General features: G+C 72.4%; 23 protein-coding genes. 5 read left to right on the top strand and 18 right to left on the bottom strand.

Going from position 1 to position 26814, the window contains the following annotated elements:
* Window positions 1-4: 4 nt before the first annotated feature.
* From ACWD01_RS18785 to ACWD01_RS18710, 16 genes are all read right to left on the bottom strand, one after another.
* Window positions 5-853: a TatD family hydrolase gene (locus tag ACWD01_RS18785; RefSeq protein WP_451163134.1), complete on the bottom strand. Its 849-nt coding sequence runs from the start codon at window positions 851-853 to the stop codon at window positions 5-7.
* A complete protein-coding gene (locus ACWD01_RS18780; RefSeq protein WP_451163132.1) occupies window positions 853-1500 on the bottom strand; it encodes an EboA domain-containing protein in 648 nt (215 codons plus the stop codon). Before ACWD01_RS18780 ends, ACWD01_RS18785 begins: the two co-directional genes overlap by 1 nt.
* Window positions 1497-2411: a sugar phosphate isomerase/epimerase family protein gene (locus ACWD01_RS18775; RefSeq protein WP_451163130.1), complete on the bottom strand. Its 915-nt coding sequence runs from the start codon at window positions 2409-2411 to the stop codon at window positions 1497-1499. The genes ACWD01_RS18780 and ACWD01_RS18775 overlap by 4 nt, the downstream gene beginning before the upstream one ends.
* On the bottom strand, window positions 2408-3736 hold the full coding sequence (locus tag ACWD01_RS18770; RefSeq protein WP_451163128.1) for a UbiA family prenyltransferase: 1329 nt from the start codon (window positions 3734-3736) through the stop codon (window positions 2408-2410). Before ACWD01_RS18770 ends, ACWD01_RS18775 begins: the two co-directional genes overlap by 4 nt.
* On the bottom strand, window positions 3733-4851 hold the full coding sequence (locus ACWD01_RS18765; protein WP_451163126.1) for an inositol-3-phosphate synthase: 1119 nt from the start codon (window positions 4849-4851) through the stop codon (window positions 3733-3735). Before ACWD01_RS18765 ends, ACWD01_RS18770 begins: the two co-directional genes overlap by 4 nt.
* Before the next feature lie 105 nt (window positions 4852-4956).
* On the bottom strand, window positions 4957-8652 hold the full coding sequence (locus ACWD01_RS18760; RefSeq protein ID WP_451163124.1) for a ThuA domain-containing protein: 3696 nt from the start codon (window positions 8650-8652) through the stop codon (window positions 4957-4959).
* A 239-nt stretch (window positions 8653-8891) separates the two neighbouring features.
* Window positions 8892-9899, bottom strand: a complete 1008-nt coding sequence (locus tag ACWD01_RS18755) for a sugar phosphate isomerase/epimerase family protein (RefSeq protein ID WP_451163122.1) — start codon at window positions 9897-9899, stop codon at window positions 8892-8894.
* Between the two features lie 106 nt (window positions 9900-10005).
* Window positions 10006-11211, bottom strand: coding sequence for a Gfo/Idh/MocA family protein (locus ACWD01_RS18750; RefSeq protein ID WP_451163120.1), 1206 nt, complete (start codon window positions 11209-11211; stop codon window positions 10006-10008).
* Between the two features lie 71 nt (window positions 11212-11282).
* Complete coding sequence (locus ACWD01_RS18745; protein WP_451163118.1) at window positions 11283-12320, bottom strand: substrate-binding domain-containing protein; 1038 nt, start codon at window positions 12318-12320, stop codon at window positions 11283-11285.
* 70 nt (window positions 12321-12390) lie between these two features.
* Window positions 12391-13428 carry an ABC transporter permease gene (locus tag ACWD01_RS18740; RefSeq protein WP_451163116.1) on the bottom strand — a complete coding sequence of 346 codons (1038 nt, stop codon included), beginning with the start codon at window positions 13426-13428 and terminating at the stop codon, window positions 12391-12393.
* A gap of 6 nt (window positions 13429-13434) precedes the next feature.
* On the bottom strand, window positions 13435-14949 hold the full coding sequence (locus tag ACWD01_RS18735; protein ID WP_451163114.1) for a sugar ABC transporter ATP-binding protein: 1515 nt from the start codon (window positions 14947-14949) through the stop codon (window positions 13435-13437).
* 273 nt (window positions 14950-15222) lie between these two features.
* Complete coding sequence (locus ACWD01_RS18730; RefSeq protein WP_451163112.1) at window positions 15223-16404, bottom strand: ROK family protein; 1182 nt, start codon at window positions 16402-16404, stop codon at window positions 15223-15225.
* Between the two features lie 263 nt (window positions 16405-16667).
* On the bottom strand, window positions 16668-16793 hold the full coding sequence (locus ACWD01_RS18725) for a hypothetical protein (protein ID WP_451163110.1): 126 nt from the start codon (window positions 16791-16793) through the stop codon (window positions 16668-16670).
* 100 nt (window positions 16794-16893) lie between these two features.
* Entirely contained in the window at window positions 16894-17544 is a 651-nt protein-coding gene (locus ACWD01_RS18720; RefSeq protein ID WP_451163108.1) for a GntR family transcriptional regulator, read from the bottom strand.
* Window positions 17545-17688: 144 nt separating this feature from the next.
* Entirely contained in the window at window positions 17689-18162 is a 474-nt protein-coding gene (locus tag ACWD01_RS18715; RefSeq protein WP_451163106.1) for an NUDIX domain-containing protein, read from the bottom strand.
* A gap of 56 nt (window positions 18163-18218) precedes the next feature.
* Complete coding sequence (locus tag ACWD01_RS18710) at window positions 18219-19166, bottom strand: beta-ketoacyl-ACP synthase III (protein WP_451163104.1); 948 nt, start codon at window positions 19164-19166, stop codon at window positions 18219-18221.
* 258 nt (window positions 19167-19424) lie between these two features.
* Here ACWD01_RS18710 and fdhD point away from each other — a divergent pair, with 258 nt between their 5' ends.
* A complete protein-coding gene (gene fdhD / locus ACWD01_RS18705) occupies window positions 19425-20264 on the top strand; it encodes a formate dehydrogenase accessory sulfurtransferase FdhD (protein WP_451163102.1) in 840 nt (279 codons plus the stop codon).
* Between the two features lie 72 nt (window positions 20265-20336).
* Here fdhD and ACWD01_RS18700 read toward each other — a convergent pair whose 3' ends face one another.
* Both ACWD01_RS18700 and ACWD01_RS18695 read right to left on the bottom strand, forming a co-directional pair.
* Window positions 20337-20744 (bottom strand): (2Fe-2S) ferredoxin domain-containing protein, encoded by a 408-nt coding sequence (locus ACWD01_RS18700; protein ID WP_451163100.1) that lies wholly within the window; start codon window positions 20742-20744, stop codon window positions 20337-20339.
* A gap of 52 nt (window positions 20745-20796) precedes the next feature.
* The gene (locus tag ACWD01_RS18695) at window positions 20797-21834 is read right to left on the bottom strand and encodes a bile acid:sodium symporter family protein (RefSeq protein WP_451163098.1); all 1038 of its coding nucleotides are present in this window, start codon (window positions 21832-21834) and stop codon (window positions 20797-20799) included.
* Window positions 21835-21950: 116 nt separating this feature from the next.
* On the opposite strand from ACWD01_RS18695, the gene ACWD01_RS18690 reads away from it, so the two are divergent.
* The 4 genes from ACWD01_RS18690 (at window position 21951) to ACWD01_RS18675 (ending at window position 26769) form a co-directional block, all read left to right on the top strand.
* Window positions 21951-22832, top strand: coding sequence for a LysR family transcriptional regulator (locus tag ACWD01_RS18690; RefSeq protein ID WP_451163206.1), 882 nt, complete (start codon window positions 21951-21953; stop codon window positions 22830-22832).
* 408 nt (window positions 22833-23240) lie between these two features.
* Entirely contained in the window at window positions 23241-25040 is a 1800-nt protein-coding gene (locus ACWD01_RS18685; RefSeq protein WP_451163096.1) for an AMP-dependent synthetase/ligase, read from the top strand.
* A 91-nt stretch (window positions 25041-25131) separates the two neighbouring features.
* Window positions 25132-25962 carry an aldo/keto reductase gene (locus ACWD01_RS18680; RefSeq protein WP_451163094.1) on the top strand — a complete coding sequence of 277 codons (831 nt, stop codon included), beginning with the start codon at window positions 25132-25134 and terminating at the stop codon, window positions 25960-25962.
* Between the two features lie 333 nt (window positions 25963-26295).
* Window positions 26296-26769 (top strand): RICIN domain-containing protein, encoded by a 474-nt coding sequence (locus tag ACWD01_RS18675; RefSeq protein ID WP_451163092.1) that lies wholly within the window; start codon window positions 26296-26298, stop codon window positions 26767-26769.
* Window positions 26770-26814: the final 45 nt, after the last annotated feature.

Genomic DNA, 26814 nt, shown 5'->3' with positions numbered 1-26814 from the left:
CCCCTCATTCCCCGCCGCGCAGCACGGAGTTGCCCTCGTGCAGGCTCTCCGGCTTCGGGACGTCGAGCTGGAGACGGCCGCTGAGGCCGTAGAAGGCGACCGGATTGCGCCACAGGACCTGGTCGACGTCGTCGTCCGTGAAGCCGGCCGCGAGCATGGCGTCGCCGACCCTGCGGGTCTTGAGCGGGTCGCTTCTGCCCCAGTCGGCGGCCGAGTTGACGAGGACCTTCTCCGTCCCGTACGTCCGCAGGATGGTGATCATGCGGTCCTCGTCCATCTTGGTGTCCGGGTAGACGGAGAAGCCGAGCCAGCAGCCGCTGTCGCGGGCGGGCCGCACGGTCGTCTCGTTGAGGTGGTCCAGCAGGACGCGGTCCATGGGCAGGTTCGACGCGCGGACGACGTCGACGGTGCGCCGGAGGCCGGCCGGCTTGTCGCGGTGCGGGGTGTGGACGAGGGCGGGCAGGCCGTGGTCGGCGGCCAGTTGGAGCTGCGCGGCGAGCGCGGCGTCCTCCGCGGGGGTCATGGAGTCGTAGCCGATCTCGCCGACGGCGACGACCGAGTCCTTGACGAGATAGCGGGGCAGCGCGTCCAGCACGGGCGTGCAGCGGGGGTCGTTCGCCTCCTTCGGGTTGAGCGCGATGGTGCAGTGGTGGGCTATCCCGTACTGGGCGGCGCGGAACGGCTCCCAGCCGAGCAGGGCGTCGAAGTAGTCGAAGAAGCTGGCCGGCGAGGTGCGGGGCTGGCCCAGCCAGAACGACGGCTCGACCAGGGCGCGCACCCCGGCGGCGTACATCGCCTCGTAGTCGTCGGTGGTGCGGGACGTCATGTGGATGTGGGGGTCGAAGATGCGCATCACAACTCCTGGGGCCGCCGGGCCCGCTCACCGGTCAGGGCGAGCGCGCGGTCGAGATCGTGGGGGGTGTCGCGGCCGGCGGCGGTGCGCTCGGCGGCGTAGTCGGTGAGCATCCGGGCGAGTTCGCCGTCGCCGGCCGCCCGTGCGGCCCGGTCCGCGACGGCGTCGAGGGGCACGCCGGTGAACAGGCACTTGAGGACGGCGTGCCGCCAGGCGTGCGGGTCGAGATGGGCGGCGGCATAGGGGCCGACGGCGGCGGAGACGAGCCGGGTGTCGTTGGTGCGCAGCGCGTCGTCGACGAGGTGCACGGCGCACGGGCCGTCGACCAGGGCCGGCAGCGCCAGGAGCACGGCGCGGCGCTCGGCGGCGCTGCCCTGCTGGTAGAGCCGCGTCAGGGTCTCGACCCCGGCCCGTGCCGCGACGAGCAGCAGCGTACGGACGGCGTCCGCGTTGTCCTGGCCGCAGTGCCGCCCTGCGGCGGCGAAGCGCAGCTCCCAACTGTGCGCGGTGTACGGGGAGGAGGCGGCCTGGGGCGCCTGCGCCGCGCGGGCGGCGTCGGCCAGCGCCTCGTCGAGCCAGGCCCGGGCGGTGTCGTCGGCCAGCCGGGCGCCGACGTCCGCGCGGGTCGGGGGGACTGGTTGCGTCACGGTGCCGGTGCTCCCTTCGGGGCGGGGGCGCTGTCGGCGCGGGTCGTGTGCGCGGGGCTCGCGGATCGGAGGAACTCGATGGAGCGGCGGGCCTGTTCGGGGCCCGCGTGGGAGTGGCGGGGCAGCTCGACGACCGTGAGGCCCTGGTAGCCGGTGGCGGCCAGCGCCGCCAGCACGGGCGGGAAGTCGATCTCCCCTTCGCCGAACGGCAGATGCTCGTGCACACCGCGGCGCATGTCCTCGATCTGCACATGCCGCAGCCACGGCGCGGCCGCGCGGACGCACTCTTCCGGCGAGTCCGGCTCCAGACACCGGCAGTGGCCGATGTCGAGGGTGAGGCCGAGCGGAGCGGGGTTGCCGAGGGACGTGCGCAGATGGTGGAAGTCGGCGAGGGTGGCGAGGAGGTGGCCCGGCTCGGGTTCGATCGCGACGGGCACGCCCGCGAAGGCGGCGGCGTCGAGCACCGGCAGGATCGCGTCCTCCAGACGCTTCCACGCGGTGTCGGCGTCCGTGCCGGGCGGGGTGGTGCCGCTGAAGCAGTGCACCGCGTGCGCGCCGAGGTCGGCGGCGACCTTGACCGCGGTCACCAGCAACCGGGTACGGGCCGCGCGGCCGTCCGGATCCGGGTCGAGCAGGGACGGGCCGTGCTTGCGGCGCGGGTCGAGAACGTAGCGGGCGCCGGTCTCGACCGCGGCCGTCAGCCCGAGCTCGCCGAGCCGGCGGGCGACCCTTCCGGTGCGGGCGGCCAGGCCGGGGGCGAGCGGGTCGAGGTGCATGTGGTCGAGCGTGAGCCCGACGCCGTCGTAGCCGAGGTCCGCGAGGAGAGCGAGGGCGTCGTCGAGACGGAGGTCGGTGAGGCCGTTGGTTCCGTAGCCGAGGCGGAGGCGGTCCGGGTTCGTCTCAGGGCTCATGTGGGACTCACCTTCCGTGCGAGCCTGCGGGCGATCGGCACGAGCGCCATCACCGCGAGCCCGGTGACGCCCGCGCCGGACCGGACGGCGAGCGCGGCCTGAAGCGGGATCATGGCGCGGATGCCGCCGCCGACGGCGCGCTGCGTGAGCGGCGGGGACGGGTTGAGGGCGGCGTGCAGATAGGGGGTGGCGGCGGTACGCAGGTACGCGGCGGCGAGCAGAGCGGGTCCGGGCCAGAGCCCGGGCCCGGCGGGTGGGCGTGCCAGGGCGGCGGCCGTCGCCGCGGTGGCCGCGAGGGCGGCGAGCGGGGTGGTGGTGGAGCCGCCGTGCGCCTCGTGCCGGGACACGGCGGTGACGGCGTAGGTGTGCGCAGCGAGCACGGCGGCGGCGCGGGTGGCGCGGGCGGGGATGGTAAGTCCCCCACCCCGCCCCTTCCCGAAACCCTGACGGGACCCAGGGGGCGCCGCCCCCGAGCCCCCGGCGGCAGTTGTGCGCCGCAGCGACCGGGCGAGGGCGCCGGCGGCGGAAGGCGGGACCGGGCCGCCGGCCGCGGGCGGGCGCGGGACCGTGCCGGTGAGGCGCCCCGACGGGGCGGCGGCGCGGGTGGAACCCGGACGGGAAACAGGGGGCACCGCCCCCGAGCCCCCGGCGGCAGTTGTGCGCCGCAGCGACCGGGCGAACGCCCTGGCGGCGGAAGGCGGGACCGGGTTCGCGGCCGCCCCGCGCCGGGGCGCGGGGGCCGGTGCCGCCGGCGGCGCGGCCGGTCTGGTCGACCGAACCGCCGGGCCGGCGGCGGTCCGCACGGTCCCCGGCACGCCCCCGGGCGCAGGCGCCTCCCCCGGGCGCGCCGTCCCCCGGGCGGCCGCCCCGGACAACGTTGCCGCCGTACCCAGGAGCAGGTCCAGCGCGCGGGCCGTGGCCATCGTCGCGGGGGCCGCGCGGGTGTGTTTCAGGTGGAGGTCGTAGGACCAGACCGTTGCGGTGAGGGCCGTGGCCAGGGCCAGGGCGGGGCGGCCGGCGCGGGAGGCGAGGGTCAGGCCCGTCGCGGTGAGGGCCGCGGCCGCGGTCAGGGCCGCGGTGGGGGTGATGCGGCCCGAGGGGATCGGGCGGTGGGGGCGGTCGACGGCGTCCTCCTCGCGGTCGGCCCAGTCGTTGAGCGCCATGCCCGCCTCGTACAGGAACAGGGACGCGCCGACGGCGTACGCCGTGCCCCGGTTGGGCCGCAGCCCGGCGCAGGCCGCGCCCGCGAGGGCGTCGCCGGGGACGGTGAACAGCGCGGAAACGCGCAGCAGTTCGGCCCAGGCGCTCAGCCGGGCGCGGGTCATCGCGCCTCCCGCAGGCGGTCCGCGAACGACAGCAGCGCGGTGAACTGTTCGGACAGGCCCGCCGGGCCGCCGTCCGGGTCCTTGAAGTAGAAGCCGAGTTCGGGCAGCGGCCCGGACAGACCGGCCTCGTGGGCGCGGGCCACCAGCCGGGCCAGGTCGAGGACCAGAGGGGCCGCGAGGGCGGAGTCGCAGCCCTGCCAGATGGTCTGGAGGATCATCCGGGAGCCGAGGAAGCCGTCGAAGGCGATGTGGTCCCACGCGGTCTTCCAGTCGCCGAGCGCGGGGACGTCGTCGATGTGGACCTTGCCCTCCGGCGTCGTCCCGAGGGTGTCGGCGAGGACGCGTTCCTTGCCGGCGTTCTTCGCCGCGGCCGCGGCCGGATCGGCCAGCGCCGCCCCGTCGCCGCCGCCCAGCAGGTTCGTGCCGGACCAGGCCCTGACGGACAGGGCCCGCTGCAGGAACATCGGGGCGAGCACCGACCGCAGCAGTGTCTGGCCGGTCTTGCCGTCGCGGCCCGCGTGGGGAAGTCCACCGGCCGCGGCGGCGCCGGTGAGGGCGGGGGTGCGCAGCCCGGTGGAGGGGGTGAAGTTGACGTACGGGCAGCCGGCCCGCACCGCGGCGGCCGCGTAGAGGGAGCTGGGCGGCAGCCGTACGGCGTCCGGCTCCGGCAGGGGTTCGGTGGAGGCGACGTTGACGACGACGACGCGGGCGAGGGCGTTCCGCGAGCGGAAGGCGTCCATGTCGGCGGCGAAGGCGGCGATGAGTTCCTCGTCGCCGCGGGTGTCGCCGGCGCCGGGTCCGCCGGGCCGTATCTCCCGGTCGGCCGCGTCCAGTTCGGCGCGGACGGCGGCGGCGAGTCCGTGCGGCAGGACGCCGGCCCCGGTGAGGTGCTCCGCGCGCTTGGGCAGCGGGCAGTGGGTGGTGTCGTGTCCGCCGAAGACGAGGGTGGGCAGGGCGGGCAGCCCGGTGCCGGTGAAGGCCGGCGTCTCCGTGACCATGCCGGTCGGCGGGTGCAGTCCGGCGGTGACCGCCGCGCATCCGGCGACGGCCGTGGTGGCCACGGAACCGCGTGCTCCGACGAACCAGACTCCGGTGCGTGTGTTCCCGTCTGTCACGGGCTGCCTCCCTGCCAGGTCGTTGTTGCGATGGGGTGGAGGACGGCGGGCGGGGGGTACGGCGCCTCCCCGCCCGCCGCCGGCTCATGGGGCGGCCCCGCGGTCCTACGAGGGCAGCTCCTTCAACTGGATGTTCCGGAAGGCCACCTGGTCGCCGGACCCGTGGTTCTGGAGGCCGATGTGGCCGTCCGCCAGGCTGCGGGCCGGGTCGGTGTTGGTGAAGTCGTTGATCTTCTCTCCGTTGAGGAAGACCTGCAGACGTTCGCCCTTGACCCGGATCTCGTAGCTGTTCCACTCGCCGGGCGGCCGCAGCACCCGGTCGCGGGTCTCGGTGTCCGCCGACTTGAAGCCGTAGACCGCGCCGGTGGTGCGGTCGGCGGCGTCGGTGGCGTCGATCTGGATCTCGTAGCCCTTGTGCACCGCCGACCACGGGTCGTCAGAGGCGGGGAAGCCGACGAAGACGCCCGAGTTGTCGTCGCCGTCCATCTTCCAGTCGAGCTTCAGCGAGTACGAGCGCAGCTCCTTGGCCTGGTACCAGAGCAGGCCCATGCCGCCCACGGTGTGGAGTTCGCCGTCGACGACGTCGAACCGGCCGGGTCCGGCCTGCTTCCAGCCGTCCAGGGTCTCGCCGTTGAAGAGGGCGCGATAGCCGGTGCGCGGCTTGCAGTCGGCCTTGACCTGCCCGGTCACGTACCGCAGTCCGCCGAGGAGGTGCTGCCGGAAGGCCGGCTCCGTGTACGACTCCTTGGTGTGGCCGCCGCCGGTGTAGAAGGCGCGGCCGCCCTCGTAGGTCTGGCACCAGGCGATGGGGTGGTCGCCCTTCATGGTGCCGCCCTCGTAGGTGGTCTCGTCGAGGGTGGCGAGGACGCGGGCCTGCTCGCGCGGGTTGGAGCGGTAGTTGTACCACTCGTCGGTGCGCTCCCAGGGGCCGTCGATGTGCGCGGTGGCCGGGTGGTCGTGGTCCTCCACGCGGACGGTCGCGGGCTGGATGCGCGGGTGGGAGTCGAAGTAGGCGCCGACGAGGCCGCCGTAGAACTCCCACTCGTACTCGGTGTCGGCCGCCGCGTGGACGCCCATGTAGCCGCCGCCGGCGGCGACATACTCCTCGAACGCCTTCTGCTGGTCGGCGTTCAGCACGTCGCCGGTGGTGGAGAGGAAGACGACGGCGTCGTAACGGGCGAGGTTGGCGGCGGTGAACTGGCCCGCCGCCTCGGTGGCGTCGACGGTGATGTCACCGCTCCGGCCGAGTTCCTTCAGCGCGGCGACGCCGGCCGGGATGGAGTCGTGGCGGAATCCGGCGGTCCTGGAGAAGACCAGGACCCGCTTGGCCTTGCGGTCGACGGGGGTGTCGGAGAGCTTGAAGTCGTCCACGTCGTACAGGGCTCCCGCGCCGCCCTTGAAGACCAGGAAGAGCTTCGTGGTCTTCCCCGGCACGCCTCGTAGGGGTACGTCGATGTCCTGGAACGTCTCCCAGCCGCCGGTGACGGGTACCGGCGCCGAGCCGAGGACCTTGCCGTCCGCGGACCCGATGCGCACTTCGAGGGTGCCGCCGGCGCCGCCGGAGGAGATCCGGGCGGTGAGCTTCTTGGAGCCGGTCAGGTTGTACGGCGTGAAGGAGATCCAGTCGCCGTTGTGGATGTCGCCGACGGTCTTGCCGCCGTGGGCGGCCGCCTTGTCGAAGGTGTTGACGCCCGACTGGTCGTCGAAGTGCTCGGCCTGCCGGTGGCGGGGCTGGAGCTGCGCCTGGTCGTGGCCGGTCAGCGCGGCCTGGCCGCCGCCGCCTCCGTCGGTGTACTCGGCGTCGAGGACTCCGAAGATGTTGGCGTTGGGGTCGTGTCCGCCGTCCGCGGAGGTCTTGATGGCGCCTTCGCAGCCGGTGGCCGAGGTGATGGGGTGGCCGTGGCTGTCGTGGCCGAGGATGTAGTTGACCGTGACCTTGGAGCAGTCGACGGTGCCGTCCTCGGGGTCGGTGACGGTCACCTTGAACGGGATCTCGTCGCCGAAGTCGAACAGCGCGCCCTCGGCAGGCAGTTCGAGCTTGACCTTGGGTGCGGTGTTGCCGACGACGACATGGACGCTGGCGGAGCCGGTGCGGCCCGTCGGGTCCTTCGCGGTGACCGTGGCGGTGTAGGTGCCGTTCTCGGTGTATTTGTGGACCGGGTTGGCCTCTGTGGAGGTGGAGCCGTCGCCGAAGTCCCAGCTGTAGGTGAGGGCGTCGCCGTCCGCGTCGGTGGTTCCGGCGGAGGAGAAGGCGACGCGCAACAGCGCCTGGCCCGACGTCTTGTCGGCGGCGGCCTCGGCGACCGGCGAGCGTCCGCCGGTGGCGTTCTCGATGCGGTAGAGGCCGGAGTTCTCGTCGCCGCCGAACCAGGCGGTGCCGTAGTCGAGGACGTACAACGCGCCGTCCGGGCCGAAGGCCATGTCCATGACCTGGGTGCCGGTCCACGGGACGGGGTTGATGGAGCGGACCGTGCCGTCCTCCGCCGTGTCGATCCGCTTGATCCAGCGGCGGCCGAACTCACCGGCGAAGAAGTCGCCGTCGTACGCCTCGGGGAACTTCACCGGGGAGTCGAGCTCCGCGTCGTAGTGGTAGACCGGGCCGCCCATCGGGGACTCGGAGCCGCTGCCGAACTCGGGGAGCGAGCCGCCGTCGTACGGGATCCAGGCCGGCTGCGCGGGCGGCAGGTCGACGAGGCCGGTGTTGTGCGGCGACGTGTTCTTCAGGTTGGCGCAGTCGAAGGTGGCGCCGGAGGTCTTGGTGGCGAAGTCGTAGTCGACGTACGGGTCGTTGTCGCCGGTGCAGAAGGGCCAGCCGAAGTTGCCGGGGCCGGTGACACGGGCGAACTCGACCTGGCCGGCGGGGCCGCGCTTCGGGTCGGCGACGCCGGCGTCGGGGCCGTAGTCGCCGACGTAGAGGACGCCGGTCTTCTTGTCGACGCTGAAGCGGAACGGGTTGCGGAAGCCCATCGCGTAGATCTCGGGGCGGGTCTTCTCCGTGCCGGGGGCGAAGAGGTTGCCCTCGGGGATCGAGTACGAGGCGTCCTCGTTCACCTTGATGCGCAGGATCTTGCCGCGCAGGTCGTTGGTGTTGCCGGAGGTGCGGCGGGCGTCGTAGGCGGGGTTGCGGCCGGGGCGCTCGTCGATGGGCGTGTAGCCGTCGGAGGCGAAGGGGTTGGAGTCGTCTCCGGTCGACAGATAGAGGTTGCCCTCTGCGTCGAAGTCGATGTCGCCGCCGACGTGGCAGCAGATGCCGCGGGTCGCCGGGACGTCCAGGATCTTCTTCTCGCTGGCGTTGTCCAGCGTGCCGTCCGCACGGAGCACGAACCGCGAGAGCCGGTTGACGCCGTCGAACCTGGCGAAGTCGGCCGCGGTGCCCTCATTGGGTGCGTCGCCCGCGGGGGTGTCCATGGGCGGCGCGTAGTAGAGGTAAACGAAACGGTTCTGCGCGAAGTTGGGGTCCAGGCCGATGCCCTGGAGGCCCTCTTCGTCGTGCGAGTAGACGGGGACGGTGCCGACGACGCGGGTGTTGCCGGCCGCGTCCGTCATCCGCAGCTCGCCGCTGCGCGAGGTGTGGAGCACGCTGCGATCGGGCAGCACGGCCAGCGACATGGGCTCGCCGGTCTCCTCACCGCCCTTGGCGAGCGTGACCTGCTGGAAGTCCTCCGCGGCCGCGGAGACGGCCGCTACGGGGCCGGCCGCGGACGCGGGGGTCGGCGAGGTGAGGGCCAGCGAAGTGGCGGCGAGCAGGCCGCCGGTGAGCAGTGCGAGTGCCTTGCGGCCTCTGGGCCTTGTTCTGTGCACGAATGTCCTCCGGTAATCCGGTCGAACGGGCGGTGTGCCGTGGAACCGGAGTGCGCCGTCACTCCCGAACCACCTATGTCGTGTACACGAGATGGGACCGTAGCCGGGTTCGTCCTGGACGGAAAGCCCTTGTGCAGCAAGGAAGTTGAACTTTTTCCCAGCGCAGGACAAAGACGCCCCGGGGCAGCCCGGACCGACCCGGCGGCAACTCTCCCCACCGGGCCCTGACCTGGCCTGTTCTAGTTGTCGCCGCCCCCGAAGGCGGCGTCGAAGGAGGCGGTCGGCGGCTCGAAGTCGAACCGCTTCAGATCCGCAAGCGCTTGTGGCGCGCCCATGAGCCGGTCCATTCCGGCGTCCTCCCACTCCACCGAGATGGGCCCGTCGTAGCCGATCGAGCGCAGCATCCGGAATACGTCCTCCCACGGCACGTCACCGTGCCCGGCGGAGACGAAGTCCCAGCCGCGCCGCGGGTCGCCCCACGGCAGATGGGAGCCGAGCCGCCCGTTGCGCCCGTCCAGGCGCTTGCGGGCCTCCTTGCAGTCGACGTGGTAGATCCGGTCCCGGAAGTCGTACAGGAAGCCGACCGGGTCGAGGTCCTGCCAGACGAAGTGGCTCGGGTCGAAGTTGAGGCCGAAGGCCGGCCGGTTGTCCACCGCCTCCAGGGCGCGTTTGGTGGTCCAGTAGTCGTAGGCGATCTCGCTGGGGTGGACCTCGTGGGCGAAGCGGACACCCTCGGCGTCGAAGACGTCCAGGACCGGGTTCCAGCGTTCGGCGAAGTCCTCGTAGCCGCGCTCGATCATCCGCTCGGGGACCGGCGGGAACATCGCGACGAGATGCCAGATGGACGAGCCGGTGAAGCCGATCACGGTGTCGACGCCGAACGCCGCCGCGGCCCGCGCGGTGTCCGTCAGCTCGGCCGCCGCCCGCCGCCGCACCCCCTCGGGCTCGCCGTCGCCCCAGATCCGGGCGGGCAGGATGCCCTGGTGGCGTTCGTCGATCGGGTTGTCGCAGACGGCCTGGCCGACGAGATGGTTGGAGATCGCCCAGCACTTGAGGCCGTACTTCTCCAGCAGCGCGTGCCGCCCGTCCAGGTAGGACGGGTCGGCCAGCGCCTTGTCGACCTCGAAGTGGTCGCCCCAGCAGGCGAGTTCCAGGCCGTCGTAGCCGAAGCCCCGGGCGAGCGAGCAGACCTCCTCGAGCGGCAGATCGGCCCACTGGCCGGTGAACAGGGTGAACGGGCGTGGCATGGTGCCTCCAAACCGGGTTTACTGCCTGCCGGATCTGTTCCGGACTGCTGCCGGACTGCTGCCGGTCCGATGCCGGATCGCTGTCCGGACCGGTGCATGCCGGACCTCAGACCTCTGCTGTCTGGACGGGTGTGTAGACGGCGTTCTTCTCGGCGCTCTCCTCGACCGCCGCGAGCACCCGCTGCACCTGGAGCCCGTCGGCGAACGACGGCACCGGGTCGGTGCCGGACGCGATGGCCTCCACCAGGTCGCGGGCCTGGTGGGCGAAGGTGTGCTCGTAGCCGAGGGCGTGGCCCGGCGGCCACCACGCCTCCAGGTACGGGTGCTCCGCCTCGGTGACGAGGATCCGCCGGAACCCCGCGGTCGCGGCGGGCTCGTGGTGGTCGTGGAAGGACAGCTCGTTGAGCCGCTCCAGGTCGAAGGCGAGCGAGCCGTGCTCGCCGTTGATCTCCAGCCGCAGGGCGTTCTTGCGGCCCGTGGCCATCCGGGTCGCCTCGAAGGTGGCGAGCGCCCCCGACGCCAGCCGGCCGGTGAAGACGGCCGCGTCGTCGACGGTGACGGGCCCCCGCTCACTGCCGCCCGAGGCGGTCAGACCGGCCGAGGCGCCCTCGAGCCGGGGCCGCTGCCTGACGAACGTTTCGAGCTGCGCGGAGACGCCGACCAGCACCTCCCCCGTGAGGAACTGCGCGAGGTCGACCACGTGCGCGCCGAGGTCGCCCAGCGCCCCCGACCCCGCGTGCTCGCGCTGGAGCCGCCAGGTCAGCGGGAAGTCCGGGTCGACCAGCCAGTCCTGAAGGTACGTCACCCGAACATGGCGCAGGGTGCCGAGGCGGCCCTCGCCGATCAGCCGGCGGGCGAAGGCGAGCGCGGGGACCCGGCGGTAGTTGAAGCCGACCATCGCCAACTGCCCGTTACACCTGGCCCGTTCGGCGGCCGCGACCATGGCCTCGGCCTCCGTGACCGAATTGGCCAGGGGCTTCTCGCACAGGACGTGCTTGCCCGCCTCCAGGGCCGCGATCGCGATCTCCGCATGGCTGTCGCCCGGCGTGCAGACGTCGACGAGCTGCACATCGTCGCGGGTCACGAGGGCGCGCCAGTCGGTCTCCGCCGCGGCCCAGCCGTGCTTGGCGGCCGCCGCACGCACGGCGGCGGCGTCACGGCCGCCGATCGCGGCGAGGACCGGCCGCAGCGGCAGGTCGAAGACGCGCCCCGCGGTGCGCCACCCTTGGGAGTGGGCGGCGCCCATGAACGCGTAGCCGACCATGCCGACGCCGATGGTCGGCGGTGCGGCCTCACTGTCCCTCAGTTCCATTGCGGAATCCTCCTCGTCGGAGTCACGATCTCGTCGGTGTGCTCGGTGGGGGCGGGCAGGCCCTGCGCCGGTCAGTTGAAACCGGTGGGCAGGTACTGGTCGACGTTGTCCTTGGTGACGACGGCCGAGTAGAGGGTCAGGGAGGCCGGGATCTCCAGCTCCGCCATGCCGCCGATGCCCTTGCCCTGCCCGAGCGCGCGGGCGAGGTCGATGGCGGAGGCGGCCATGGTCGGCGGGTACAGGACGGTGGCCTTCAGCACGCTGTCGTCGGCCTTGATGGCGTCCATCGCGGACTTGGCGCCCGCTCCGCCGACCATCAGGAAGTCCTTGCGGCCCGCCTGGGCGATGGCGCGCAGCGCGCCGACGCCCTGGTCGTCGTCGTGGTTCCACAGCGCGTCGAACTGCGACTGGGCCTGCAGCAGTTGCGCCATCTTGGCCTGGCCGGACTCGACGGTGAAGTCGGCCGCCTGCCGGGCCACCTTCTTGATGTTCGGGTAGTTCTTCAGGGCGTCGTCGAAGCCCTGGGTGCGCTGCTTGGTGAGTTCGAGGTTGTCGAGCCCGGCCAGTTCGATGACCTTGGCGTTGGGCTTGTCCTTGAGCTGCTCGCCGATGTAGTTGCCGGCGTTGAGGCCCATGCCGTAGTTGTCGCCGCCGATCCAGCACCGGTACGCCTGCGGGGAGGCGAAGATCCGGTCCAGGTTGACGACGGGGATACCCGCCCGCATGGCCTGGAGGCCGACCTGGGTGAGCGCCTTGCCGTCGGCCGGCAGGACGACCAGGACGTCGACCTTCTTGTTGATCAGGGTCTGGACCTGGCCGATCTGGGCGGCCGTGTCGTTGGAGCCCTCGGTGATCTCCAGGGTGACGTCGGAGTACCGCTCGGCGCGGGACTTGGCGTTCTGGTTGATGGCGTTCAGCCACCCGTGGTCGGCCTGCGGTCCGGCGAAGCCGATGGTGACGGGCTTGCCCGGCTTGTCGTCGGCGACGGGGGCGTTGGCGCTGGGCTGCTTCTCCGTCTTGGGCTCGTTGCTGGTGCAGGCGGTCAGCAGGGCGCCGGCGGAGACCGCGGCGGTGCCGAACAGCAGTCCTCTGCGGCTGGTGGCTGGCATTTCTGGCATGACGGATCAACCCTTCAACTGGGCGGTGCGACAGGGGTGGAGGAAGTGGGTGCGGGCGGGGTCAGGCCTCGCCGGAGCCGCGCGTCGAGCGGTGCTGGACGAGTACGGCGGCGACGATGATGGCGCCCTTGGCGATCTGCTGGACGGCGCTCTCGAGGTTGTTGAGGGCGAAGATGTTGGTGATCGTGGTGAAGACGAGGACGCCGAGGACGGAGCCGACGATCGTGCCGCGGCCGCCGCTGAGCAGGGTGCCGCCGATGATGGCGGCGGCGATGGCGTCCAGTTCGTAGAGGTTGCCGTTGGTGTTCTGGCCGGAACCGGCGAGGACGATCAGCATGAAGGCGGCGATGCCGCAGCACAGGCCCGACAGCAGATAGAGGTAGAGCCGCTGCCGGCGGACGTCGATGCCGGCGAGCCGCGCGGCCTCCGCGTTGCCGCCGACGGCGACGGTGCGGCGACCGAAGGTGGTGCGGCCCAGGATCAGCCAGCCGATGACGGTGACGGCGGCGAAGACCAGCACCAGGGGCGGGATGCCGAGGATGTAGGCGTCCCTGATGCCGAGGTCGAGCACCGAGTCGACGGTGACGATCTGAGTCCTGCCGTCCGTGATCTGCAGGGCGAGGCCCCGGGCGGAGGCGAGCATCGCGAGGGTGGCGATGAAGGGCACCATCCGGCCGTACGCGATGAGCAGCCCGTTCACGAGTCCGCAGCCCACGCCGACGATCACGGCCGTGAACAGGATGCCGGCGAAGCCGAATTCCTGGGTGGCCACCGTGGTCGCCCACACGGAGGCCAGGGCCACGATCGCGCCGACGGACAGATCGATGCCGCCGCTGGTGATGACGAAGGTCATGCCGACGGTGACGACGCCGATGACGGACGCCTGGGTGAGGACGAGCTGCAGATTGCTCGTGGCGAGGAACTCGTCGGGCTTGGTGATGCCGCCCACCGCGACGAGCACGGCGAGGACACCGAGCAGCGACAGATTGCGGATGTCCAGCCGCAGCCCCAGTGGACGGCGCGGACCTCCCTGGTCCGGTGCGGACTTGGCGGCGGGCATCGGCGCGTCCTGCTGCGCCGGGGTGGCCGGCTGCGTCATGCCGTCTCAGCTCCCTTCCATCACAAGATCGAGTACGCGGTGCTCATCGAGCTCCCGGGCGTCCGCCGTGTGCACGACGCTGCCTTCACGCAGCACCAGCACCCGGTCGGCGAGGCCCAGCACTTCGGGCACTTCGCTGGATACGAGAAGTACGGCGAGGCCCTCGTCGGCCAGGCGGCGGATCACCGCGTAGAGCTCGGCCCGTGCGCCGACGTCGACGCCCCGGGTCGGCTCGTCGAGCAGCAGCACCTTGCAGCCGCGCAGCAGCCAGCGCGCGAGCACCGCCTTCTGCTGGTTGCCGCCGGACAGGGTGCGGATGCGGGCGTCCGGGTTGTCGGGGCGCAGGGAGAGTTCCCTGGTGGCCTGCTGGGCGGCGGCGCGCTCTGCACGGTGGTCGAGCCAGCCGGCGCGGGAGAAGCGCGAGAGGGTCGAGACGGAGACGTTGCGGGTGACGGATTCGAGCATCAGCAGCCCCTGCGCCTTGCGTTCCTCGGGGGCGAGGCCGATGCCGGCGCGGACCGCGGCCCGTACGCTGCCGGGCCGCAGCACGGCGCCGTCCATCAGGACGCGGCCGCCGTCCGCCTTGCGCGCGCCGTAGACCGTCTCCAGGATCTCGCTGCGGCCGGAGCCGACGAGACCGGCGAGGCCCACGATCTCGCCGGGGCGCAGCTCCAGGTCGACGGGGGCGAACTCGCCCCGGCGGGTGAGGCCTTCGACCCGCAGCACCGGCTCCCTGGCCGCGGCGACGTCGGCTGGCGGCCGCTCGGGGAAGACGTACTCGACGTTGCGGCCGGTCATCAGCGCGACGACGTCACGGGTCGGGGTGGTCTCCGCGGGCAGTCCGACGGCGACGGCCCGGCCGTCCTTGAGGACGGTGACCCGGTCGCCGATGCGCCGGATCTCCTCGAGGCGGTGGGAGATGTAGACGACGGCGACGCCGTCGGCCGTCAGGTCGCCCACGATCCTGAAGAGGTTGTCGACCTCGTCGGGGTCGAGCGCGGCCGACGGCTCGTCCATCACGATCAGCCGCACGTCGTGGGAGAGGGCGCGGGCCATGGAGACGATCTGCTGCTGGGCGGCGGACAGGTCGCCGACGAGCCGGGCGCTGTCGATCTCCGGATGGCCGAGGCGTTTCAGCAGTTCGGCGGCGGCACTGCGGGCGGCGGCGCTGCGGACGACGAAGCCGGCGGACGTCGGCTCGTGCCCGAGGAAGACGTTCTCCGCGACGGACAGCCCTTCGACCAGGTCGAGTTCCTGGTAGATGGTGGCGATGCCGAGGCGCATGGCGGCGATCGGCGACCTGAGGGAGACCGGTTCGCCCCGCCAGGTGATCTCGCCGCCGTCGGGCTGGTGGGCGCCGGCGAGGACCTTGATCAGGGTGGACTTGCCGGCGCCGTTCTGGCCGAGGAGGCAGTGGACTTCGCCGGCGTGGACCTCCAGGTCCACGCCGTCCAGGGCGCGAACGCCGGGGAACGACTTGGTGATGCCGGACATGGTGAGCAGGGGTGGTTCTGGTGCCATGACGATCCCCTCGGCGGGTGCGGCCGGTGACCGGGCGGGTCGGGCGGTGCAAGCTGCTGCGGACGCGGATACGGGCGGCTCTGGGGCGCCCCTGGCGTGGTGCGTGCCGGGGCGTACGGGTGGTGCGGGCGGGGCGGACGGAGCCGGTGGAGCGGGCGTGGCGGGTGCGCCATGCGACCAGTGCGGGTGCTGCGCCTGTGCGGGTGGTGGTGATGCGAGGTGGTGCGGTGGTGGTGCCGGTGGTGGTGCCGTCTTGCGTGTCGTCCGGCCCGGTCAGGCCGGCGAGAACAGGTGGTCGCTGATGAGCCGGGCCGCGCCGATGACCCCGGCGGTCGGCCCCAACTCGCCCAGCACGATGGGGAGATTGCCGGTGGCCAGCGGCAGGGACTGCCGGTAGACCTGGGTGCGTACGCTGGCCAGCAGCGTGTGGCCGAGACCGGTCACACCGCCGCCGATGACCACGAGCCCCGGGTTGAAGAAGCTGACGAGCCCGGCGATGACCTGGCCGAGCCGGTTGCCTCCCTCCCGGATGAGGTCGATGGCGGTGGCGTCGCCGGCGGCGGCCGCCGCCGACACGTCCGCGGCCGTGAGGTGCCCGGCCGCCTCCAGCCGGGCGGCGAGCTCGGGGGAGCGTCCGGCGCGTGCCGCGTCCTCGGCGTCACGGGCCAGGGCGGCGCCGCTGAAGTGCGCCTCCAGACACCCGCGGTTGCCGCAGGCGCAGGCCCGGCCGTCCGGCTCGACCTGGATGTGGCCGATGTCGCCGGCGCTGCCGGTCGTACCCCGGTAGACGCCGCCGCCGACCACGATCCCGCAGCCGATGCCGGTGCCGATCTTGACGCAGAGGAAGTCGCCGACCGAGCGTGCGACGCCCGCGTGCTGCTCCCCCATCGCCATCAGGTTCACATCGTTGTCGACCATGACGGGGCAGCCGAGGTCCTGGCTGAGCGCCTCGCGTACGGGGAAGCCGTCCCAGCCGGGCATGATCGGGGGCGCGACGGGCACGCCCTCCGGGTAGCGGACCGGGCCGGGGACGCCGATGCCGGCGCCGTCGAATCCCTCCGCGAGACCGGACGCCTTGAGCTTCTCGGCCATCGACAGCACCTGCTCGAAGACCGCGACGGGGCCTTCGCGGACGTCCATGGGGTGGTTGAGATGCCCCAGGACCTCCAGCTCCGCGTTGGTCACGGCGACGTCGATCGAGGTGGCGCCGATGTCGACGCCGAGGAACCGGAGCGCGGGCGCGAGCCGGATGTTGTGCGAGCGGCGCCCGCCCCTGGAGGCGGCGAGCCCGTCGGCGACGACGAGCCCGGTCTCCAGCAGCCGGTCCACCTCGACGGCGAGCTTGGAGCGGGACAGGTCCACCTGATCGCCCAGCTGCGCACGGGAGTTGGGCCCGCCGTCACGCAACAGGCGAAGCAGTCGCGCCTGGTGCGCGTTCGCAGGTCGAGCGGTCATCCGTCTCACGTGCCCCTCCCCTCCCCTGGCCTTCGGCTGGGGACCCGGTCGGCCGTCTCCGTCGGGCTTTGGAGGGGAACGTAGCAGCGCTTTACCGAACTGGGAAGAACTTGCGCACAGATCCGGGCCAACTTTCTCCACACCCGGGACAAAGGGTCGCCCACCGGTCCCTCATCCCGCGCCGCATACGGTGGGACGGATCCAACGGGCCTGCGCCGACGGGCTCTTCCGGCCGCCGATCCCGGACGTCGGATGTCCGGGTGTCACTCCCGGACGAGTTCGTACATGAGGCAGGCGAGGCCGTCACCGACGGTCCGGTTGCCGAGGAGCCGGACGGTCTGGACGACTCCGTCGAGCGAGACGTTCTCGCTGATCACGATTCTTCCCATGACGGTCTCCTTCGTCGGCGCAGTCAGTGCTACCACCGATGCGGAGACCGGGGGCGGCGACATGCGGCCGGCCGCCCGCGCGGCCCGATCGGGCGCCGGGTCAGGAGCGCTCGTGCTGGTGGCAGGTCCTGCGGGTGTGCTCCGTGTGGGCCCGCATGACCTCCGTGGCCCGCTGCTCGTCGCGGGCGGAGATGGCCGCGATCAGCTCGCGGTGCTCGATCCACGACTGGCGTCCCCGCTGCCGGGCGACCGGGGTGTAGTACCAGCGGACACGGCGGTCGACCTGGCCGGCGAGCTCCATCACCTTGGCGTGGAAGGCCGCGTTGGTGGCGACCGCCAGGTCGACGTCGTCGTCCGCGACGGCCTGTTCCCCCTTGGCGCACAGCTCTTCGAGGGCCTCGATACCGGCCGTGCCCGAGTTCGCGACCGCGAGCCTGGCGGCCTCCGCCTCCAGCAGTGTGCGCACGGACAGGAGCTGGTCGGCCTCCGCCTCGGTCGGCTCGTGGACGAACGCGCCCTGGGCGGGCCGCAGATCGACCCAGCCCTCGGTGTTCAGCCGTTGCAGCGCCTCGCGCACGGGCTGGCGGGAGACGCCGAGATGGCCGGCGAGCTCGCTCTCGACCAGATGCTGGCCGGGCCGCAGCGCACGGGTGGTGATCAGTTCCAGCAGCGCCTCGTACACGCGCTCGCGCAGTGGGCCGGGCCGCTCCAGCTTGGGCACGGTTCCCTGCGGCAGTCCTGCGGACAGCATCGGCGGTCCCCTTCCGGGCGATGGTGCGGACGAGCGACGGACGACGACAGTGATCATGGAATTGGCTATCGTCTACAGTCTACCGAGCGCGATCGTCACCGACACCGAGACGCCGGTCACGTCGGGGGTCTTGATCCAGTCACCTCAACCGTCCCGCCGGACGAGCGGTACCAGCCGATCCAGGAAGACCCGCTGGCCGCTGAGCAGCTTCGCCCGCGCCTCCTCCAGCCCGTACCACTCCGCCCGGTCGACCTCCGGGAACTCCCTGAGCTCACCCGATCCCCGCGGCCACTCCATGGTGAAGGTCCCCGGCACGACGAGGGACGTGTCCAGATCGCCCTCCATCGCCCAGACCGTCACGATCTTGCCGCTCGACTGACGCGCCTCACCGAGCGGATGCCAGTCGCCGTCCGGAGCCTGGAGCCCGAGCTCCTCCTCGAACTCCCGCCGCGCCGCGGCCATCGGCTCCTCATCGGGGGTGTACTCACCCTTCGGGACCGACCATGCCGCCTCGTCGCGCGCCTGCCAGAACGGGCCTCCCATGTGCGCGATGAGGACCTCGACACCGGCCTCCCCGCGCCGCCACAGCAGCAGCCCGGCGCTTCGCTTCGCCACCATGCCGTTCAGTGTGCCGCGCCGGCGCGGGCAGGGCAGCGGACGACCTGGCCGGGTCGTCAGGGGCAGCGGACGACCTGGCCGGCGTACGAGAGGTTCCCGCCGAACCCGAAGAGCAGCACCGGGTCCCCCGACGTGACGTCACCGCGTTCGACCAGCTTGGACAGGGCCATCGGGATCGACCCGGCCGAAGTGTTGCCGGACTCGACGACGTCACGGGCGACGACGGCGTTCACGGCGCCGATCTTCTGCGCGAGCGGCTCGATGATCCGCAGATTGGCCTGATGCAGGACCACCGCCGCGAGGTCCTCGGGGGTGAGGCCCGCACGCTCGCAGACCTTGCGGGCGATCGGCGGGAGCTGGGTGGTGGCCCACCGGTAGACGGCCTGGCCCTCCTGCGCGAAGCGCGGCGGGGTGCCCTCGATCCGTACGGCGTGCCCCATCTCGGGCACCGATCCCCACAGCACCGGGCCGATCCCCGGCTCCTGCCCGTCGGGGACGGTCTCCACCACGACCGCACCGGCGCCGTCGCCGACGAGGACGCAGGTCGAGCGGTCGGTCCAGTCGACGATGTCGGCCATCTTGTCCGCCCCGATGACCAGGGCCCGGGTGGCGGCTCCCGCCCGCAGGGTGTGGTCCGCGGTGGCGAGCGCGTGGGTGAAGCCGGCGCAGACCACGTTCAGGTCCATCACCGCGGGCGAGCCCATGCCGAGGCGCGCCGCGACCCGGGCGGCGGTGTTGGGCGACCGGTCGACGGCGGTGGACGTCGCGACGAGGACCAGGTCGATGTCGGCGGGCGTGAGCCCGGCCGCAGCCAGCGCCTTGGCCGCGGCGTGCGCGGCCAGCTCGTCGACCGGCTCGTCGGGGCCCGCCACATGGCGGGTTCTGATCCCGACGCGGCTGCGGATCCATTCGTCGCTGGTGTCGACCATGGCCGCCAGGTCGTCGTTGGTGAGCACTTTTGCGGGCTGGTAGTGCCCGAGCGCGACGACACGTGTGCCGGTCATGGATGGCTTCTCCTCGATCAGAAGTCAGGAACCACACAGTCTTGGCTGCTACCGGCCGGTACGACGGCAAGTGATCCCACAGCGTCCGGGCCAGGACTTTGGAGCCTTCCGTCGGATCGGACCCTGCGGCGTCGGCCGCAACCTCACTGTGCGGGTGCAGGAGAATGAGATCGTCGAGGTCACCTCCGCACCAAGGGCCGTTTCGGCCGCCAATGCGCACCAATACATACCAACACGTACAGAATCGGGTCTGAGCTCATGGGACGGGTCACCGAGCGCCGCCGCACCATCCGTATCCGGGACGGGGTGGTGTCGACCCGTCCCGACACCCTGGTGGCCGAGGAGCCGCTTGAGATCCGGCTGAACGGCAAGCCCCTCGCCGTCACCATGCGCACCCCGGGCGACGACTTCGCGCTGGCCGTGGGGTTCCTGGTCAGCGAGGGCGTGATCCACTCGGGGGCGCAGGTGCGGTCGATCGTGTACTGCGCGGGCGCCCAGGAGGACGGCAGCAACACGTACAACGTGGTGGACGTGGCCCTCGCGCCGGGCGTGACGGTGCCGGACATCACCCTGGAGCGCAACGTCTACACGACGTCGTCGTGCGGGCTGTGCGGCAAGGCCAGCCTGGACGCCGTACGCACCACCGCGCACTACCCGATCGCCGACACTCCCCCGGTCCGGGTCACGCCCGCTCTCCTCGCCGGCCTCCCCGACCAACTGCGGGCGGCGCAGCGGGTCTTCGACCGGACCGGGGGCCTGCACGCGGCGGCGCTGTTCTCGCCGGAGGGCGAGCTGCTCGACGTCCGCGAGGACGTCGGCCGGCACAACGCGGTCGACAAGCTCGTCGGCCGGGCGCTGACGGACGACCGGCTGCCGCTGTCCCGGGCGGTCCTGCTGGTCTCGGGGCGGGCGTCGTTCGAGCTGGCGCAGAAGGCGGTGATGGCGGGCATCCCCGTCCTGGCGGCCGTCTCCGCGCCGTCCTCACTGGCGGTGGACCTGGCCGCGGAGACCGGTCTGACCCTGGTCGGCTTCCTGCGCGGCGCCAACATGAACGTGTACGCGGGCGACGAGCGCATCGCGCTCGGCACTGAGGTGTGAGGCGCCCCGATACGGACCCGGCCGGCGGGGAGCGCCCCCTGCGCCGGCCGGGTCCTTCCGTCTCCGCGGCGCTCAGCGCCCGACGCGACGCCGGGCGTCGGACGGCGGCGGAATCATCTGGAGCGTGAGCGTCGCCGGCGGTTCCGCGATCCCCGGCCCGCCGGCCGCGACCCACGCCAGCACGTCGTCGGTGGCGTCGTCGTCGAGCGCCCACCCGATCCACGCGGCACGTGCCCCACGCCGCCGACCCTCGGTGGACGGCTGCACGACGACCACATTGGCCTGCCCGCACGGCCCGAGACAGTCACTGGTCCGCACCGCGAGCCGCCCCCCGGACTCGGCGGCGGCGTCCCGCAGCCTGGCGAGCTGCCCGGCGTGGTCGGTGCCGGGATTCTTCCGCGCGTCACCACAGCAGCAGCCACGGCAGACGACCAGCGTGCAGGGCCGGGCGCCGAAGGGTCGTATCGGATACGTCGTCACCCGGCGATCTTCCCATGCGGAGTCGCCACGCCGGGGCGCAGCGGCGGACGCCTCACCGGGTTCGCAGCGCGGTGGGCGGCGGACCGGTTCGTTCCGTCGGGTCCGCGGGGCGCGGGGTGTCGTGGGCGCGGCGTTTCGCGATCACCGCGCAGACCATCAGCTGCATCTGGTGGAAGAGCATCAACGGCAGCACCGCCAGGCTCGCCTGCGCGCCGAACAACACGGTCGCCATGGGCAGTCCGGCGGCCAGGCTCTTCTTCGAGCCGGCGAACTGGATCGCGATCCGGTCCGCCCGCCCGAAGCCGAGGCGCTTCGCGCCGAACCAGGTGAGGGTCAGCATCGCAGCCAGCAGCACCGCCTCGACGGCGAGCAGCGCCCCGAGCCGCACCGGGGTGACCCGCTGCCAGACACCGGCGGCCATGCCTTCGCTGAAGGCCGTGTAGACGACGAGCAGGATCGAGCCGCGGTCGACGTAGCCGAGCACCTTCCGGTGGCGGGCCAGGAAGCCCGCGACCCAGCGGCGCAGCAGCTGGCCCGCCAGGAACGGCGCGAGCAGTTGGAGGACGATCCGCAGCAGCGAGTCGGCCGAGAAGCCGCCCGCCGCGCCGCCCAGCAGCAGGGCCGCGAGCAGCGGGGTGAGCACGATGCCGGCGAGGCTGGAGAAGGAGCCGGCGCAGATCGCGGCGGGCACGTTGCCGCGGGCCATCGAGGTGAAGGCGATGGAGGACTGGATGGTCGACGGGACCAGGCACAGGAAGAGCAGTCCGGTGTAGAGCTCGGGTGTCAGCACCGCCGGTTCGAGCAGCCGCCCCGCGAGCCCCAGCAGCGGGAAGACGACGAAGGTGGCCGCGAGCACGGTGACGTGCAGGCGCCAGTGCCGCAGTCCGTCGAGCGTCTCGCGCGTCGAGAGCCGGGCGCCGTAGAGGAAGAACAGCAGCGCCACCGCGCCCGTCGACGCGCCGCCCGCGGCGTCGGCCGCCGCTCCCGTCGCGGGCAGGAGCGCGGCGAGGGCCACCGTCCCGAGGAGCGCCAGGATGTACGGGTCGATCGGCAGCCAGGACGGCAGGCGCGGGGTGCGGCGGCGGCTCATGTGCTCCACTTGCTCTCGGTCAGGATCGTGCCCTCCCCATGTTCCCGCCGCACCGGATGATCGGGTATCCCGTACACCGCACTGACTGCCATCACGATTCGCGATGGCGGCGTAGGATCGGCGCCGTGTACGACCCCACCCAGCTGCGTACCTTTCTCGCGGTGGCGCAGACGCTGAACTTCACGCAGGCCGCGCGCCGGCTCGGGCTGGGCCAGTCGACGGTCAGCCAGCATGTGCGCCGGCTCGAGGACGCCGCCGGCCGGCCGCTGTTCAGTCGCGACACCCACGGCGTGGAGCTGACGGAGGACGGCGAGGCGATGCTCGGCTTCGCCCGCACCATCCTGCAGGCGCACGAGCGCGCCTCGGCCTACTTCACGGGCACGCGGCTGCGCGGCCGGCTGCGGTTCGGCGCGTCGGAGGACTTCGTGCTGACGCGGCTCCCCGAGATCCTGGAGGCGTTCCGCCGCGACCATCCCGAGGTGGACCTGGAGCTCACCGTGGAGCTGTCCGGCACCCTGCACAAGCGGCTGGAGGCCGGCCGGCTGGACCTCGTGCTGGCGAAGCGGGGGCCGGGGGCGACGCTTGGCGAGCTGGTGTGGCGGGACCGGATGGTGTGGATCTCGGCGGAGGGACTGCGGGTGGACCCGGACCGCCCGCTGCCGCTGATCCTGTTCCCGCCGCCGGCCCTGACCCGCGCCCGCGCGCTGGAGGTGCTGGAGCAGACGGGCCGGTCCTGGCGGATCGCCTGTACGAGCGGCAGCCTGAGCGGTCTGGTGGCCGCGGCCCGTGCCGGCCTGGGCGTGATGGCGCACACCCGCGGGCTGATCCCGCCCGGTCTGGTCGCGGTGCCGGAGCGGGCGGGCCTGCCCGAGCTGGGCTCCGTCGACTTCGTCCTGCTGCACGGCCGGCGCAGGGACGCGGCCAAGGAGGCCGCCGAGGCGCTGGCGGGCGCCGTGCTCGCGGCGGGCGACCGGCTGCACGCGCCGGTGCCGGGCTGACGGGGGCCGGGCCGTGACCACGGCGCCGACACTGCCGGTCGAACTGCACTCGCCGGTGCCGGGGCTGACGACGGCCGGGTGTGACCACGGGGCCGCACCGCCCGGTCGACCGGCCTTGACCTCGGGGGCCGCACACCGGCCTCGGCCACGTCCGCGCCCGGTGGAGCGACGGCCAGGTGATCGGGCCGTACAGATTCGGTGGAGATTGCGCACCGGGCTACTTACCGACGAGTCAGGTATCGGGCCCCACGGTCCGTCCCACGACCCGCCCACCGCCCTGACCTGTGTCTACGCCATTCGTCCACGCTTCACGAAGACCCTCCCGCCCGACGAGATCGTGGGGTACGGTCTCGGCGCTGTGCGGAGCGCCACAAGGAGCAGCCATTGCGCGAGTTCACTGTCCCACCCATGGCCGCTGCGCCTCAGGTCGGCGGGCTTGCGGACGCGGTCTTCGACCATGCCCTCGACGACCCCGACCGCGTCGCGCTCGGCCGCAAGGACGGCGCGGGCCGGTGGCAGGACGTGACGTCCGGAGAGTTCCGCGACGAGGTCCTGGCGCTGGCGAAGGGGCTGCTGGCGCACGGGGTGCGGTTCGGCGACCGGGTCGCCCTGATGTGCCGTACGCGCTACGAGTGGACGCTGTTCGACTTCGCCCTGTGGACCGTCGGGGCCCAGTCCGTGCCGCTGTATCCGACCTCCTCCGTCGAGCAGGTCTTCTGGATGCTGCACGACTCCGGGGTCACCGCCTGCATGGTGGAGCACGAGGACCACGCCATGACGATCGGTTCCGTGATCGACCGGCTGCCGCTGATGAAACGGCTGTGGCAGCTCGACGCGGGCGCCGTGGAGCAGCTCGTCGAGGCGGGCGCGCACATCGACGACGAGGTGGTGCACCGGCACCGGCGGGCGGTCACCCCCGACTCGGTGGCCACAATCATCTACACGTCGGGCACCACGGGCCGCCCCAAGGGCTGCGTCATCACCCACTCGAACTTCATGTTCGAGGCGGACACGATGGTCCGCCGCTGGGAGCCGGTCTTCCGTTCCAAGCCGGGCGACGAGGCGTCGACCCTGCTGTTCCTTCCGCTGTCGCACGTCTTCGGCCGGATGGTCGAGGTCGCGGGGATCCGCGGCCGGGTCAAGATCGGCCACCAGCCGGTGCTCCAGGCGAGCGCCCTGCTGCCCGATCTGGCCGCGTTCCGGCCGACGTTCATCCTGGCCGTGCCGTACATCTTCGAGAAGGTCTTCAACAGCGCCCGCCGCAAGGCCGAGAGCGCCGGCAGACTCGGCGCCTTCGACAAGGCGGCCGACGTCGCCGTGAAGTACGCGGAGGCCCTGGAGCACCGCGCCTTCGGCCTGGGCCCCGGCCCGTCCGCCGGACTGCGCATGCAGCACCAGCTGTTCGAGAAGCTGGTGTACGCCAAGGTCCGCGACGCGATGGGCGGCCGGGTGCGGCACGCGATGTCCGGCGGCTCCGGCATGGACCGGCGGCTCGGGCTGTTCTTCGAGGGCGCCGGCGTCACCGTCTTCGAGGGCTACGGGCTGACCGAGTCGACGGCCGCCGCCACCGCGAACCCGCCGGAGCGCACCCGCTACGGCACCGTCGGGCTGCCGATCCCCGGCACCACGGTGCACATCGCGGAGGACGGCGAGGTGTGGCTGCACGGGGCGAACATCTTCCAGGGGTATCTGGGCGACCGGAAGGCCACCGACGCCGTGCTGCACGACGGCTGGCTGGCCACCGGCGACCTGGGCGCGCTCGACGAGGACGGCTATCTGACGATCACCGGGCGCAAGAAGGAGATCCTGGTGACCTCGGGCGGCAAGAGCGTGTCCCCCGCGGGCCTGGAGGAGCGGGTGCGCTCGCATCCGCTGGTGGCGCAGTGCATCGTCGTCGGCAACGACCGGCCGTACATCGCGGCGCTCGTCACCCTCGACCCGGAGGCGGTCGACCACTGGCTGGCCGTCCAGGACAGGCCGCCGCTGCCGCCCGCGGAGATGGTGCGCGACCGGGAGCTGGAGATGGAGATCCGCCGCGCCGTGGTCACCGCCAACACCCTGGTCTCCAAGTCCGAGTCGATCCGTACGTTCCGGATCCTGGCGCATCCCTTCAGCGAGGAGCACGGGCTGCTCACACCGTCGCTGAAACTGAAGCGGAAGGCGATCGAGAACGCGTACGCGGCCGAGGTGGAAGCCCTGTACCGGTGAGCGGCATTCCCCGCCGCGCGGGGAATGCGCGGCGGGCGATGATCGTTGACGCCGGGAGTACCTCAACCGACGACGTAAGGATCGACCGCTCGTGAGCAAGGTCCCCTTCACCACCCTCCACAACGGCGTCGCGATGCCGCAGCTCGGTCTCGGTGTCTGGCAGGTGCCCGACAACGAGGCGGAGCAGACGGTCGCCACGGCCTTGGAGGCCGGCTACCGCAGCATCGACACCGCGGCCATCTACGGGAACGAGTCGGGCACCGGAAAGGCCGTCAACGGCTCCGGGATCGCCCGCGAGGACCTGTTCGTCACCACCAAGGTGTGGAACTCGGACCAGGGTTACAACGCCACCCTGCGCGCCTTCGACACCTCCCTCGGGAAGCTCGGCCTCGACCACGTCGACCTGTATCTGATCCACTGGCCGATGCCGGCCAAGGACATGTACGTGGACACGTACCGCGCCCTGGAGAAGATCCACGCCGAGGGCCGCGCGAAGGCGATCGGCGTGTCCAACTTCCGGCCCGAGGACCTCGAACACCTCATCGGCGAGACATCGGTCGTCCCGGCGGTCAACCAGATCGAACTGCACCCGCAGCTCCAGCAGTCCGAGCTGCGCGACTTCCACGCGCGGCACAGCATCGCCACGGAGGCATGGTCCCCCCTCGGCCAGGGCAAGGACCTGCTCCAGGCGCCCACGATCGTCGCGGTGGCCCGCAAGCACGACCGCACCCCGGCCCAGGTGGTGCTGCGCTGGCACCTCCAGGTGGGCAACGTGGTGATCCCCAAGTCCTCGACGCCGTCGCGGATCCGGGAGAACATCGACGTGTTCGACTTCGAGCTGGACGCCGACGACATGGCCGCCCTGGCGGCCCTCGACGAGGGCAAGCGCCTCGGCCCGGACCCGGCGGACGTCAACTCCTGACCGGGCGCCGGCTCCCGAGCGACATCGGGTCGACGTCGACTCCTGACCCGGACGGCGCCGTCGGCGCGCCGGCACCGGTACGGCGCAGCAGCGGGCACCGCGGCTGCACCGTTTCCAGCAGCCGCGCGGAGACGCCGGCCCTGCCACACCTGTTCCCGCTCCATGGCGCCTCCGCCGTCCTCGCCGGGTGGACCGCCCCAGAATCCCGCCCCCGGCGTGCCGTGCACAGCGGACACGTCGAGGGACGCGCGTCGTTGTCAGTGGCGGGTGCGACGATGATCGCGTCGGTCGCCCGGAGGGGCCGGGCGGGGACACGGGGACGAGGCGGGGAAAGTGAACGGGCCACTCGAGCCGGGGCTCTACCTGGTGCGGAACGTGGGCAGCGGACTGCTGCTCGAGGTGTACGGCGGAGGCAGGGGCAGCGGGACCAACGTCCAGCAGGGCAAGGAGACGGGCACGCCGGCCCAGCAGTGGCACATCGCCCCGGTGCCGAACGGCAACGGGCTGTACCACTTCGTCAACGCGGCGAGCGGCAAACGCCTCGATGTGGCGAACGCTGCGGTGGACAACGGTGCCAACGTCCAGCAGTGGAAGCCGAACAACTTCGGCGCCCAGGAGTGGATCGTCGAGCGCCATCTCGACTCGCCGGGCACGGTGACGGTCGTCAGCTTCATCAGCGGGCTGCTGCTCGAGGTGGCCGATGCGTCCACCGCCGACGGGGCGAATGTACGGCAGTGGGAGGACACCGACTCCCCCCACCAGTGGTGGCGGCTGGAGCCGGTGGCCGCGGGCACGGAGGGCGGCTGACGGGCGGGGCCGGGACAGGAGCCCGGACCCGCCCGCCGCCCGCGT

Source organism: Streptomyces sp. NPDC002835, assembly GCF_053591995.1.
Note: the sequence above shows the minus strand (reverse complement) of the source record. Positions and strands in the feature narration are given on the sequence as shown.